Source organism: Enterobacter sp. BNK-14, assembly GCF_047456095.1.
Classification (GTDB): domain Bacteria; phylum Pseudomonadota; class Gammaproteobacteria; order Enterobacterales; family Enterobacteriaceae; genus Enterobacter; species Enterobacter kobei.
In genome coordinates this window covers 3,070,420-3,083,297 of sequence record NZ_CP179897.1, presented here as the reverse complement: position 1 = coordinate 3,083,297, position 12,878 = coordinate 3,070,420, and the positions used below count along the sequence as shown (strand labels likewise).

At 56.0% G+C, this 12,878-nt stretch carries 11 protein-coding genes; 5 read left to right on the top strand and 6 right to left on the bottom strand.

Annotated elements, in window-relative coordinates; genetic code table 11:
* Nucleotides 1–106: 106 nt before the first annotated feature.
* Both ACMGGM_RS14665 and zntA read left to right on the top strand, forming a co-directional pair.
* Nucleotides 107–733 (top strand): lysoplasmalogenase, encoded by a 627-nt coding sequence (locus tag ACMGGM_RS14665; protein ID WP_014882108.1) that lies wholly within the window; start codon nucleotides 107–109, stop codon nucleotides 731–733.
* A 76-nt stretch (nucleotides 734–809) separates the two neighbouring features.
* A complete protein-coding gene (zntA, locus tag ACMGGM_RS14660; protein WP_045135380.1) occupies nucleotides 810–2,981 on the top strand; it encodes a Zn(II)/Cd(II)/Pb(II) translocating P-type ATPase ZntA in 2,172 nt (723 codons plus the stop codon).
* 88 nt (nucleotides 2,982–3,069) lie between these two features.
* Here zntA and ubiA read toward each other — a convergent pair whose 3' ends face one another.
* The 5 genes from ubiA to malK form a co-directional block, all read right to left on the bottom strand.
* Nucleotides 3,070–3,939 carry a 4-hydroxybenzoate octaprenyltransferase gene (gene ubiA, locus ACMGGM_RS14655; protein ID WP_014882106.1) on the bottom strand — a complete coding sequence of 290 codons (870 nt, stop codon included), beginning with the start codon at nucleotides 3,937–3,939 and terminating at the stop codon, nucleotides 3,070–3,072.
* A 12-nt stretch (nucleotides 3,940–3,951) separates the two neighbouring features.
* Entirely contained in the window at nucleotides 3,952–4,449 is a 498-nt protein-coding gene (gene ubiC, locus ACMGGM_RS14650) for a chorismate lyase (RefSeq protein WP_014882105.1), read from the bottom strand.
* A 180-nt stretch (nucleotides 4,450–4,629) separates the two neighbouring features.
* Nucleotides 4,630–5,574, bottom strand: coding sequence for a maltose operon protein MalM (gene malM / locus ACMGGM_RS14645; protein ID WP_014882104.1), 945 nt, complete (start codon nucleotides 5,572–5,574; stop codon nucleotides 4,630–4,632).
* Between the two features lie 116 nt (nucleotides 5,575–5,690).
* Nucleotides 5,691–7,001, bottom strand: coding sequence for a maltoporin (locus ACMGGM_RS14640; protein WP_014882103.1), 1,311 nt, complete (start codon nucleotides 6,999–7,001; stop codon nucleotides 5,691–5,693).
* A 71-nt stretch (nucleotides 7,002–7,072) separates the two neighbouring features.
* Nucleotides 7,073–8,182 (bottom strand): maltose/maltodextrin ABC transporter ATP-binding protein MalK, encoded by a 1,110-nt coding sequence (malK, locus tag ACMGGM_RS14635; RefSeq protein ID WP_023331782.1) that lies wholly within the window; start codon nucleotides 8,180–8,182, stop codon nucleotides 7,073–7,075.
* A 369-nt stretch (nucleotides 8,183–8,551) separates the two neighbouring features.
* Here malK and malE point away from each other — a divergent pair, with 369 nt between their 5' ends.
* The 3 genes from malE to malG all read left to right on the top strand — a co-directional run bounded on the left by malE (nucleotide 8,552) and on the right by malG (nucleotide 12,312).
* Nucleotides 8,552–9,742 (top strand): maltose/maltodextrin ABC transporter substrate-binding protein MalE, encoded by a 1,191-nt coding sequence (malE, locus tag ACMGGM_RS14630; RefSeq protein WP_045135379.1) that lies wholly within the window; start codon nucleotides 8,552–8,554, stop codon nucleotides 9,740–9,742.
* 120 nt (nucleotides 9,743–9,862) lie between these two features.
* A complete protein-coding gene (malF, locus tag ACMGGM_RS14625; RefSeq protein WP_014882101.1) occupies nucleotides 9,863–11,407 on the top strand; it encodes a maltose ABC transporter permease MalF in 1,545 nt (514 codons plus the stop codon).
* Between the two features lie 14 nt (nucleotides 11,408–11,421).
* On the top strand, nucleotides 11,422–12,312 hold the full coding sequence (gene malG, locus ACMGGM_RS14620) for a maltose ABC transporter permease MalG (protein WP_003860332.1): 891 nt from the start codon (nucleotides 11,422–11,424) through the stop codon (nucleotides 12,310–12,312).
* Nucleotides 12,313–12,408: 96 nt separating this feature from the next.
* On the opposite strand, the gene psiE is transcribed toward malG, so the two are convergent.
* Complete coding sequence (psiE, locus tag ACMGGM_RS14615; RefSeq protein ID WP_000202963.1) at nucleotides 12,409–12,819, bottom strand: phosphate-starvation-inducible protein PsiE; 411 nt, start codon at nucleotides 12,817–12,819, stop codon at nucleotides 12,409–12,411.
* Nucleotides 12,820–12,878: the final 59 nt, after the last annotated feature.

Sequence of the window (12,878 nt, the reverse complement as noted above, 5' to 3'; positions counted from 1 at the left end):
GGAATTCAGGATACCTCGCCTGCCCCGGCATTGCCAAACGCCCGCCCGCGTCACTACACTGGATCAGAAACTGATTATTCAGCCTTAACAGTTACAGGGAGTTAATATGCTTTGGTCATTTATCGCTGTCTGTTTTTCCGCATGGCTTTATGTTGATGCGTCCTACCGTGGCCCAGCCTGGCAGCGCTGGTTGTTTAAACCCGTCACGCTGTTGCTCCTTCTGCTGCTTGCCTGGCAAGCGCCGATGTTTAACGCCATCAGCTACCTGGTTCTCGCCGGGCTGTGCGCGTCCCTGATTGGCGATGCCCTAACCCTGCTCCCGCGTCAGCGTCTGCTGTATGCCGTTGGGGCGTTTTTCCTGTCGCATCTGCTGTATACCATCTACTTCGCCAGCCAGATGACGCTCTCCTTCTTCTGGCCGCTGCCGCTGGTGCTGCTGGTGATTGGCGCACTGCTGATAGCGGTGATCTGGTCGCGTCTGGAAGAGATGCGTTTGCCGGTCTGTACATTTATCGCCATGACGCTGGTGATGGTGTGGCTCGCTGGCGAGCTCTGGTTCTTCCGCCCGACGTCTCAGGCGATGTCTGCGTTCTTCGGCGCAGCACTGCTCTTACTCGGTAATATCGTCTGGCTGGGCAGCCACTATCGCCGTCGCTTCCGCGCCGACAACGCGATTGCTTCCGCCTGCTACTTTGCCGGGCACTTCCTGATCGTGCGTTCGCTGTATATCTAAATAACGCTTGACTCTGGAGTCGACTCCAGAGTGTATGCTGCGGTTAATGAGAAAATTATCATTACCGGAGACTGCCATGTCGACTCCAGAAGCACCTAAAAAAATCCCACAATTTTCGGCACTTAAGCTCAGCCCGGTTCCGCCAAAAGAGGACTGCTGCTGCGAGGGGAGCTGCGAAACGCAAGCCGACGCGCTGCCCGAAAGCGGTAATCGCTACAGCTGGGCCGTCAACGGTATGGACTGCGCAGCCTGCGCACGTAAAGTGGAAAATGCGGTCAAACAGGTGCCGGGCGTCAGCCACGTTCAGGTGCTTTTTGCGACCGAAAAGCTGTTAGTCAGCGCCGACAAGGATGTCAGTAAGCAGGTTGAAGCCGCCGTCAGCAAGGCGGGATACACCCTGCGCAGCGAAACAGCCCCTGTCGAAAAGACCGCCTCCCTGAAAGAAAATCTGCCGCTCATTACCCTCATCATCATGATGGCCCTGAGCTGGGGTCTGGAACGGATCAACCATCCGTTTGGCAACCTGGCGTTTATCGCCACCACGCTGGTCGGACTGTTTCCGATTGCCCGCCAGGCATTACGTCTGATGAGAAGCGGCAGCTGGTTCGCCATCGAAACGCTGATGAGCGTGGCGGCGATCGGCGCGCTTTTTATCGGCGCGACGGCGGAAGCGGCGATGGTTCTGCTGCTGTTCCTGATCGGCGAACGGCTTGAGGGCTGGGCCGCCAGCCGCGCGCGTAAAGGGGTGAGCGCGTTAATGGCACTGAAGCCGGAAACCGCGACGCGGGTTAACGAAGGCAAACGTGAAACGGTCGCCATCAGCACGCTGCGCCCGGGCGACGTCATTGAAGTCGCCGCAGGGGGGCGCTTGCCTGCCGATGGCGCACTGCTTAGCGCCACCGCAAGCTTTGATGAAAGCGCCCTGACAGGGGAATCCATTCCGGTTGAGCGTGCCGCGGGAGAAAAAGTGCCTGCAGGCGCCACCAGCGTTGACCGCCTGGTGCAGCTTGAGGTGCTCTCCGGGCCCGGCGACAGCGCCATCGACCGTATCCTGAAGCTGATTGAAGAAGCTGAAGAGCGTCGTGCCCCCGTCGAGCGTTTTATCGATCGCTTTAGCCGGATTTACACGCCCGCCATTATGCTGATTGCTCTGCTGGTTACGCTCGTTCCACCGCTGTTCTTTGGCGCGCCCTGGGAGGGCTGGATTTATAAAGGTCTGACCCTGCTGCTGATTGGCTGCCCGTGCGCGCTGGTGATCTCCACGCCAGCGGCGATCACCTCCGGTCTGGCGGCAGCGGCACGTCGCGGGGCGCTGATTAAAGGCGGCGCGGCGCTGGAGCAGCTGAGCCAGGTTCAGCATATCGCCTTCGACAAAACCGGCACGTTAACCGTCGGCAAACCCCAGGTGACCGGCATTTATCCGCAGGATATCGCTGAAGATGAACTGCTTACCTTAGCCGCCGCCGTCGAACAGGGTTCCACCCACCCGCTGGCGCAAGCCATTGTGCGGGAAGCGCAGGCTCGCGGATTACCGATTCCGGCGGCCACCGCCCAGCGCGCGCTGGTCGGGTCTGGGATTGAGGCCAACGTCGACGGTAAAAAGGTCCTGATTGTCGCGGCGGGTCACTCCCCTTCCGCACAGGTTCAGGCGTTAGAGCAGGCCGGGCAAACTGTCGTGGTTGTTATGCAGGACGGCGTGACGAAAGGGATGCTGGCGCTGCGCGATACCCTGCGTGATGACGCGAAGGAAGCCGTAGCGGCGCTGCATCAGCTGGGCGTGCAGGGCGTGATCCTGACCGGGGATAACCCACGTGCGGCGTCAGCCATTGCGGGTGAACTGGGACTGGAATTTAAAGCTGGATTGCTGCCCGCCGATAAGGTCAGTGCGGTAACCGAACTGAACAGCCACGCCCCGCTCGCGATGGTCGGAGACGGCATTAACGATGCACCCGCGATGAAAGCATCCACCATAGGCATTGCGATGGGAAGCGGCACCGACGTGGCGCTGGAGACGGCAGACGCGGCGCTGACGCATAACCGTCTGACCGGGCTGGCAGAGATGATCGGCCTGGCGCGGGCGACGCGAGCCAATATCCGCCAGAACATCGGGATTGCGCTCGGACTGAAGGGGATTTTCCTGGTGACGACGCTGCTCGGCATGACCGGGCTGTGGCTGGCAGTGCTGGCGGATACGGGGGCAACGGTGCTGGTGACGGCGAACGCGCTCAGGCTGTTGCGTCGTCGATAAAAAAACGCCCGGTGGCGCTAACGCTTACCGGGCCTACATGTTCTGCCAGATCGTAGGTCGGGTAAGGCGAAGCCGCCACCCGACTTTTTTATAAGAAATAGCTCATCGCCAGGCCTAAAAACAGCACCAGCCCGACATAGTTATTATTCAAAAACGCTTTAAAGCAGGCTTCACGTTCGCGTTTGGCAATCAGCTTTTGCTGGTAAGCAAACAGCAATCCCGCCACCAGCACCGACCAGTAAAACTCCCAGTTCAGCCCGTTCAGACGGCCAATCGCGACCATCAGTGCCAGTACCGCGACCTGTAAAATGCCGATGATCAGTTTGTCCTGACGTCCAAAGAGAATGGCGGTCGATTTAATACCAATTTTCAGGTCATCGTCGCGGTCTACCATCGCGTATTGCGTGTCATACGCCACGGCCCAGAGAATATTCGCCAGGAACATCAGCCAGCAGCTGAGCGGTAGGGATTCGCTCACCGCCGCAAACGCCATCGGAATTGACCAGCCAAATGCCGCGCCCAACACAACCTGAGGCAGATGGGTATAGCGCTTCATGAACGGATAAACCCAGGCCAGTGCAAGCGCAGCGACGGAAAGCAGAATTGTCATGGTGTTCAGCGTTAACACCAGCAGGAATGAGAGCAGCACCAGTACGAGGAACAGCACGCGGGCTTCTTTTCCGGTCACCTGGCCGCTGGGTAACGGACGGTTGGCTGTCCGTTTTACATGGCCGTCGAATTTACGATCGGCATAGTCATTCACCACGCAGCCCGCCGCGCGCATCAACCAGACACCGGCGACAAATACGCCCAGGATCCATAGCGGCGGTACGCCCGGCGTTGCAACCCACAGCGCCCATAAGGTCGGCCACAGCAGCAGTAACGCGCCAATAGGTTTATCAGTACGCATTAAGCGGTGATACGCCAACAGCTTATTCTGCGTCAGGCTCCACTCCATTTTTTCTTCCTCTTAGTACAACGGTGATGCCGGTAAAAAAAGTTCCGTCAGGATTAACGGCTTACCGCTCAGGCGAAGGCGGGAACGGCGTCCCCACAGTTCGGCATCACGCCCAATCTCAATAAAATCCCGGGTCAGCTCAGATGAGGTAAAAAGATAACGTCCCAGCGGGGTTTTCCCCAGCCGCTGCAGCGCCAGCTCAGGCCCGGAAAGGGTGGACTCGGGCACTACCGTCCGTCCGGCAAGCCAGGGCTCACCATCGGCACAGAGCAAAATTTCGCGCAGCCAGTAGCGTTCCTCTTGCGGCAGCAGCGGCAGCTCGCTGGCGATCTCATCGCCGGAGACAAACCCTTCCTGTATCAGGGTCACCGTGACCGTTTTACCTTGCTGTTCAAAACGTTTCGTCATGGAATCTTCCAGCAGCAACCAGTCCAGTTGCTGCGGATCAAGCGCAGGTATTTGGTCGAAATAGCGCAGCGCACGCAGTTGCGTTAGCGCGGGGTGTGACATGCCAGACTCTCCGATACATAACGTAATGGCATTGTATCGCAGAAACACGGATTGAGGGGGGCCAAACGTTATTTAACGATCACGATCGCAACATGGATGCAACAGCCTGGCGGACACGAAAAAAAGTGCGCCCACTCAGGCGCACTAAACTACTGACAAATCAGCACTGTGGGGAAACGGTTACCCCTTGCCTTTTACACTGCTGATAAAGGTGGAACGGGCAGTTGTTGAACCTAAACGTTCGGCTTCATCAAGCAGTTTCAGCGCTTTATCGACATCGCCGCGCTTCACCGCCTGCTTAATAGCGTTGTTGAAGTATTCTTCGGTGTCGTTCAGTACCGGCTCAGCTTTCTTCGCCGGTGCTGGTGCAGCGGCAGTTGCGGCAGGAGCTGCAGGTGCTGCATAGACTGGGGCAGCGGTATTGCCCACGGTTACCGGACCCGGGCCAGACGAACCAAACAGTGGGCCAACCAGTACGCTGGAAGCACTATTGGTGGAGACTTTTAGTTTGACCAGGCCATCGGTGGTATGGCGAGCAAGCGGGTCAGGAATATCCGGAACAGAGTTTCCGGTGCCTTTCGCATAGGCTTTCGCTGGATCAACCAACTTCGTCGTCTGCTGCAGATCTTTTTCCGTTGTGAAGACCAGGACGTAAATTTTCTGCTGGCCAAGAGCTGGCGTCAGGCGCATAACGCCCTGCAGCCGATCAGCACTCATCACGCCCGGTTCCTGGTAGCTAAAATAATCACTCGGGAAGAAGGCTGATGGCGTCATGTTTTGATCGAGAATCAGCACGTTCGGCGCAAATACGCTGGTTTGTTTATTAACTTCGCTGGTCAACGTCAGGGTCAGCTCGCCGATATTAGCGGGTACGCTGAAAGCGGCAACGGGACCGCTGATGCCGGGAACATTCAGGGATTGACCACCAGCGGAAAGCTGAGTGGTTTGTACTTTCGATTGATCGACCGGTGTCCACACCAGTTGCTGAAGCGCCGCCGGCGGAATTGCAGGCGCAGCGCTGGTATTTTGAGGAACAAAATTGACATCTGCAAAGGTGACCGCCGGAACGCAGGCCAGCAGCCCCGCAGAGAGGCACAGCGCGACGAAACTTTTCTTCATTTTCATTGTTATTACCTCTGATAGCGTGAGCACTGCGGTGGCCAGGCAATAGCGCGCAGCACCCTAAGGATTGAGGGGCCTTACGCCCCTCTTTTTTAGGTCATTACGTCAGGTCTAACGAATTACCACCAGATTTCCATCTGGGCACCGAAGGTCCACTCGTCGTCGTCGCCACGGCTGAAGGTTTTCGCAGAAGTGTCACTGTAAGCCACACCAGAGGTGTAACCCGTATCGCTGTTGTTTGCGTAACCCCATTTCTCATCCCACTTCGCGTATGTTGCGAAGACACGGATAGCCGGACGGGACCAGATGCTGTCGCCAGCCTGCCATTGCTGTGCCAGGGTGATTTTGTACTGACTGTTTTTCTCGTCAGTTTTCTGAGATTTGACGTTGTCGTAGCCCACTTCCAGCAGGGTGCTCATGATTGGCGTCCATTTGAACATCGGACGAACACCCACAGTCCACCACTCGGTACCGTTGTTGTTGTCACGATCGATGTTCTGGTACATACCGACGTACATCAGGTCCCAACGGTCTGCCAGGGTAATTGCACCGTGGTCCAGCACACGCCACATGGAGCCGTCGTTATCAACGCTGCCGCCCTGTGGAATCCCTTTACCGTTGGAGGTCATGGAGTCCGTACCATACTGCAGTACGAACTTGTTGAAACCTTTCAACATGCTCTGGGTGTGCTCAGCAGTGAACAGCCAGCCATCTTTAGAAGCGCCAGGCTGCAGGTAGTAGTCGTCAGGAATGTTGGTGTGACCGTAGTCGACACCTAACTCCAGGGTGCCGCCCGGGTTGGTTTCCAGACCCGCTAAACGAACATCGAAGACATCGTTTGGTACAACGTTGTCGTAAATACGATCGCCGTTCGCATCACGATCGGCGAAGGTTGCAGAACCGCCTGATTCAGAAGAACGGGTTGCAGCCAGAGAGAGCTTACCGAAGCCCAGGTCGATGTTTTCGATACCCGCACCAGGACCCGAAATATCCCAGTAGTAGAAGTCGATCATGTGGACGTCATGACGCTGATAGAAACGCTTACCGGCCCAGATAGTAGAACCTGGCAGCCATTCAATCAGGTTTTTACCCTGCACGTTTGCTTCACGGAAGGCCGGGCTGGTGGATTCCCAGTCATTCTGCTGAGAAACGGAATACGCAACGTTAGTGTCGAAGTAGAAGCTCTTATCGCCCTCTTTCCACACTTCCTGGCCCAGTTTCAGCTCGGCATAGGTTTCACATTCGTTACCAAGACGGTATTTACTTTGTGCACCGGTTGCCTGGAAACATTGTTGTTCACCGCCACTCCCGGTCCAGCCGATGCCGGAACGAGCATAACCTTTAAAGTCCACAGCACCCGCCTGGGCAGACAGGATGCCTGCCGCAACGGCGATTGCCAGAGGGACTTGTTTGCGCAGAGTAATCATCATTCTATCTCCTGAGATCATTGCTTTTCTTTGAACACTTCACCTGTCGGTTTCGTGTCTTCTTTTGGGATTGCTTAAACGCCTGGCTCTTTATGCAACCGACGACATGCAGTGCCATCCTCACGGAACAGATGGCAACGCTCTGGCGGCAAGCCGATAGCGAATGTGGCACCCTCTTCTACCAACACCACGTCATTCTGGCGGTAGACCAGGTTCTGACGAATGGCGGGGATCTGGATATGAATCTGTGTTTCGTGACCAAGCTGTTCAACGACCTGAACCTCACCTTCCAGCGTCACATCGGCAATGTGACTCGGCAGGAGATGCTCAGGACGGATACCGAGGGACATGTTTGCCCCGACCTGTACGTTGGCGCTGTCCACCGGCAGCCAGACTTGCTGGCGGTTTGGTAGCTCCACCTGTACCTGTTCAATGGCCGTTGCAGTCACTTTAACGGGCAGGAAGTTCATCTTTGGCGAGCCAATAAAGCCTGCAACAAAGCGGTCTGCCGGGTAGTGATAGAGCTCCAGCGGTTTGCCCACCTGCGCCACGCGACCGGCATCCAGCACCACGATTTTGTCGGCCAGCGTCATCGCTTCGACCTGATCGTGGGTGACGTAAATCATCGTGCGGCCAAGACGTTTGTGCAGACGGGAGATTTCGATACGCATCTGAACGCGCAGGGCGGCATCCAGGTTAGAAAGGGGTTCGTCGAGCAGGAACACGCGCGGTTCGGCCACCAGCGTACGGCCAATCGCCACACGCTGACGCTGACCGCCGGAAAGCGCTTTCGGTTTACGCTCCAGCAGGTGCGCCAGCTGTAATACTTCCGCCACCTGGGTGACGCGCTGGTTAATCACGTCTTTCTTCGCGCCGGCCAGCTTCAGGCCAAAGGACATGTTCTCGGCAACGGAAAGATGGGGATAAAGTGCATAAGACTGGAACACCATACCGACGCCACGTTCGGCAGGCGGAATGTCGTTCATTCGGGTATCACCGATCAGCAGGTCGCCGCTGGTGATGGTTTCAAGACCGGCAATCATACGCAGCAGAGTAGATTTACCACAGCCTGATGGGCCGACAAACACCACAAACTCACCTTCAGTGATGTCCAGATTGATGTCTTTTGACACCACTACGTCGCCCCAGGCTTTCGTTACATTACGCAGCTGTACGCTCGCCATGCCCTTCTCCCTTCGTTACAACCTGTCACCGACAGAAACATTCAACATAAGTTCACTATGGGGTATCCATAACTTTCACGAATCCTCCACCCCCCGGCTTTTTTATGGGGGAGGAGGCGGGAGGATGAGAGAGCAGGCTCTGCGACCGCAGCCGGGGGGCTGAGGTGAAATTCGTGAAGCCGCCTGCAAAATTCGGTGGGTTTTTATGTGCGCCAGCACTCATAACTTAAATTTATGCAACGGAGATCACACAAACGGGGGGTGGGGCGTAGGGGTTGGGAGGATGGAAAGAGGATGTCAAATAAGGAGACTGATTCACGTTGAACCACTGAAGTCATACTACGAGACATCACCAAAAGGATGGCAGATATGAATATCAAGACTGGCGCACGCGTTTTCGCATTGTCCGCCCTTGCAGCAATGATGGTTTCCGCACCGGCGCTCGCCAAAATTGAAGAAGGCAAGCTGGTTATCTGGATTAACGGCGACAAAGGCTATAACGGCCTGGCCGAAGTGGGCAAAAAATTCGAGAAAGACACCGGTATCAAAGTTACCGTAGAACATCCGGACAAACTGGAAGAGAAATTCCCGCAGGTTGCAGCAACCGGCGACGGCCCGGACATCATCTTCTGGGCGCATGACCGTTTCGGCGGCTACGCGCAGTCTGGCCTGCTGGCTGAAATCACCCCAGACAAAGCGTTCCAGGACAAACTCTTCCCGTTCACCTGGGATGCCGTTCGCTACAACGGCAAGCTGATCGCTTACCCTATCGCGGTTGAAGCCCTGTCTCTGATTTACAACAAAGACCTGGTACCAAACCCACCGAAAACCTGGGAAGAGATCCCGAAACTGGATAAAGAGCTGAAGGCGAAAGGTAAATCCGCTCTGATGTTCAACCTGCAAGAGCCGTACTTCACCTGGCCGCTGATTGCTGCCGACGGCGGTTACGCGTTCAAGTTTGAAAACGGCAAATATGACGTGAAAGACGTGGGCGTGGATAACGCAGGCGCGAAAAAAGGCCTGACCTTCCTGGTTGACCTGATCAAGAACAAACACATGAACGCGGATACCGATTACTCCATCGCGGAAGCGGCGTTCAACAAAGGCGAAACCGCGATGACCATCAACGGTCCGTGGGCCTGGACCAACATCGATAAGAGCAAAATCAACTACGGCGTAACGCTGCTGCCAACCTTTAACGGCAAGCCGTCTAAACCGTTCGTTGGCGTGCTGAGTGCGGGTATCAACGCCGCCAGCCCGAACAAAGAGCTGGCGAAAGAGTTCCTGGAAAACTACCTGCTGACCGATCAGGGTCTGGATGAAGTGAACAAGGATAAACCGCTGGGCGCCGTGGCGCTGAAATCCTTCCAGGATCAGCTGGCGAAAGATCCACGCATCGCGGCCACTATGGATAACGCCCAGAAAGGCGAAATCATGCCGAACATCCCACAGATGGCAGCGTTCTGGTACGCCACCCGTACTGCAGTCATCAACGCAGCAAGCGGTCGTCAGACTGTTGATGCCGCGCTGAAGGATGCGCAGGGTCGTATTACTAAGTAAGCAGAAAAACGGCGGGTGGCGCGTGCGCTTACCCGCCCTACGACTACGGCACGATCCGTAGGTCAGGTAAGCGCCGCGCCACCTGACGAAAAGTTTCCACCGTTGTAGAGGAAGAACCCCATGGATGTCATTAAAAAGAAGCACTGGTGGCAAAGCGACGCGCTGAAATGGTCAGTGATAGGTCTGCTGTGTCTGCTGGTGGGTTACCTTGTTGTTTTAATGTACGTACAAGGGGAATATCTCTTTGCCATCATGACGCTGATCTTAAGCTCTGCTGGCCTGTATATTTTCGCCAACCGTAAAGCCTATGCCTGGCGCTATGTTTACCCTGGCGTAGCCGGGATGGGGCTGTTTGTCCTGTTCCCACTGATCTGTACCATCGCCATTGCATTCACCAACTACAGCAGCACCAACCAGCTTGCGCAGGAACGCGCCCAACAGGTGCTTCTGGACCGTTCCTATCAGGCGGGAAAAACCTTTAATTTCGGCCTGTATCCTGCGGGTGACGAATGGAAGTTAGCGCTCACTGACGGTGAGAGCGGCAAAAACTATATTTCCGACGCGTTTAAATTTGGCGGCGAGCAGAAGCTGGCCTTAAAAGAGGCTGCGGCCCTGCCGGAAGGTGAACGTGCTAACCTGCGTATCATTACCCAGAATCGCCAGGCGTTGACCCAGCTCACCGCCGTGCTGCCAGATGAAAGCAAAGTGACCATGAGCTCGCTGCGCCAGTTCTCCGGCACTCAGCCGCTCTATACCCTGGCAAAAGACGGCACGCTGACTAACAATCAGAGCGGCGTGAAGTATCGCCCGAACAACGACATTGGTTTCTATCAGTCCATTACTGCCGACGGCAAATGGGGTGATGACAAACTCAGCCCGGGTTATACCGTTACCATCGGCTGGGATAACTTTACCCGCGTGTTCACCGACGAAGGCATCCAGAAACCGTTCTTCGCCATCTTCGTCTGGACGGTGATTTTCTCGGTGCTCACCGTGATCCTGACCGTGGCCGTGGGCATGGTGCTGGCCTGTCTCGTGCAGTGGGAATCCCTGAAAGGCAAAGCGATTTACCGCGTGCTGCTGATTCTGCCGTATGCCGTGCCGTCGTTTATCTCGATTCTGATTTTCAAAGGGCTCTTTAACCAGAGCTTCGGTGAAATCAACATGATGCTGAGCGCGCTGTTCGGTATCAAACCGGCCTGGTTCAGCGACCCAACCACCGCCCGCTCGATGATTATTATCGTGAACACCTGGCTGGGCTACCCGTATATGATGATCCTGTGCATGGGCCTGCTGAAGGCTATCCCGGACGATCTGTACGAAGCTTCAGCGATGGACGGCGCGGGTCCGTTCCAGAACTTCTTTAAAATTACGCTGCCGCTGCTCATTAAACCGCTGACCCCGCTGATGATTGCCAGCTTTGCCTTTAACTTTAACAACTTCGTGCTGATTCAGCTGTTGACCAACGGTGGCCCGGACCGTCTCGGCACCACCACGCCGGCAGGCTATACCGACCTGCTTGTGAGCTACACCTACCGTATCGCCTTCGAAGGCGGCGGCGGACAGGACTTCGGTCTGGCAGCAGCCATTGCCACCCTGATCTTCCTGCTGGTTGGTGCCCTGGCGATTGTGAACCTGAAAGCCACACGTATGAAATTTGACTAAGGAGGGCATCGATCATGGCTATGGTACAACCCAAATCTCAGAAATTGCGCCTCCTGGCGACACACTTAGGCCTGCTGATTTTCATCGCGGCAATCATGTTCCCGCTGCTGATGGTTATCGCTATCTCCCTGCGTTCGGGTAACTTCGCGACCGGGAGTCTCATCCCGGACGAAATCTCCTGGGAGCACTGGAAGCTGGCGCTGGGCTTCAGCGTGGAGCATGCGGATGGACGCGTGACTCCTCCGCCGTTCCCGGTGCTGCTGTGGCTGTGGAACTCGGTGAAAGTGGCGACCATTACCGCAATCGGTATTGTCACGCTCTCCACCACCTGTGCTTACGCCTTCGCCCGTATGCGTTTCCCGGGCAAAGCGACGCTGCTGAAAGGCATGCTCATTTTCCAGATGTTCCCGGCCGTGCTGTCACTGGTCGCGTTGTATGCCCTGTTTGACCGTCTGGGTCAGTACGTGCCGTTTATCGGCCTGAACACCCACGGCGGCGTGATCTTCGCCTATCTTGGCGGTATCGCCCTGCATGTGTGGACCATCAAAGGGTATTTCGAAACCATCGACGGTTCGCTGGAAGAGGCGGCCGCGCTGGATGGCGCTACTCCGTGGCAGGCCTTCCGTCTGGTGCTGCTGCCGCTGTCGGTACCTATCCTGGCGGTGGTGTTTATCCTGTCGTTTATCGCTGCGATCACCGAAGTACCGGTCGCCTCTCTGTTACTGCGCGACGTGAACAGTTACACCCTGGCCGTGGGTATGCAGCAATACCTCAACCCGCAAAACTACCTGTGGGGCGACTTTGCTGCGGCGGCCGTACTCTCTGCCATCCCGATTACCGTGGTATTCCTGCTGGCCCAGCGCTGGCTGGTTAACGGCCTGACGGCGGGCGGTGTGAAAGGTTAAGTTTCATTTGTTATGCCACTGCAACCCTCAACTTTAGACGTATTGTATTGACCCAACTTGTGACTGTTGTTAGGCGCTCTTCGGAGCGCCATTTTTTTATTCCCGTTTCAGCCGCTTCGAGTTACACAGCCAGAGGGTGATCACCAGCAGCAGGATCGCCGCCGAGTAGATCAGCACGTCGAGGGGGGATTTATGATCGACGATGATCAGCCGCACAATCGCGGTGATCCCAATGTAGACAAAATAGCGCAGCGGGAAGTGAAAGCCCGACTGAAAGTACTTCACAATCAGGGCAATAAACTCGAAGTAGAGAAAGTAGACCACCAGGCCTTCCACCAGCGCATATTTGCTGGTTTGTTCAGGGGCGAACAGCACATCCGCCAGATGCACCGTCTCTTTGCCAAGGAAGACGACCAGAATCAGGCCAAGGCTTAGCAGACCGAGGTTTAGCACGGTCTGGAGGATCGTTGAGATAAACTCAACGCGCGGGCGAGTCAGGGATGTCATACAGCACCTCATTCTCCAGGGCGAGGTTCCTGTATAACGCAAAAATGTGACGGGGATCT

Excerpts from the sequence above, each read along its gene's own strand:
- malK (WP_023331782.1), bottom strand. The coding sequence starts at position 8,182 with ATGGCGAGCGTACAGCTGCGTAATGTAACGAAAGCCTGGGGCGACGTA.
- ACMGGM_RS14640 (WP_014882103.1), bottom strand. The coding sequence starts at position 7,001 with ATGATGATTACTCTGCGCAAACAAGTCCCTCTGGCAATCGCCGTTGCG.
- malE (WP_045135379.1), top strand. The coding sequence starts at position 8,552 with ATGAATATCAAGACTGGCGCACGCGTTTTCGCATTGTCCGCCCTTGCA.
- malM (WP_014882104.1), bottom strand. The coding sequence starts at position 5,574 with ATGAAAATGAAGAAAAGTTTCGTCGCGCTGTGCCTCTCTGCGGGGCTG.
- psiE (WP_000202963.1), bottom strand. The coding sequence starts at position 12,819 with ATGACATCCCTGACTCGCCCGCGCGTTGAGTTTATCTCAACGATCCTC.
- malF (WP_014882101.1), top strand. The coding sequence starts at position 9,863 with ATGGATGTCATTAAAAAGAAGCACTGGTGGCAAAGCGACGCGCTGAAA.
- malG (WP_003860332.1), top strand. The coding sequence starts at position 11,422 with ATGGCTATGGTACAACCCAAATCTCAGAAATTGCGCCTCCTGGCGACA.
- ubiA (WP_014882106.1), bottom strand. The coding sequence starts at position 3,939 with ATGGAGTGGAGCCTGACGCAGAATAAGCTGTTGGCGTATCACCGCTTA.
- ubiC (WP_014882105.1), bottom strand. The coding sequence starts at position 4,449 with ATGTCACACCCCGCGCTAACGCAACTGCGTGCGCTGCGCTATTTCGAC.
- ACMGGM_RS14665 (WP_014882108.1), top strand. The coding sequence starts at position 107 with ATGCTTTGGTCATTTATCGCTGTCTGTTTTTCCGCATGGCTTTATGTT.
- zntA (WP_045135380.1), top strand. The coding sequence starts at position 810 with ATGTCGACTCCAGAAGCACCTAAAAAAATCCCACAATTTTCGGCACTT.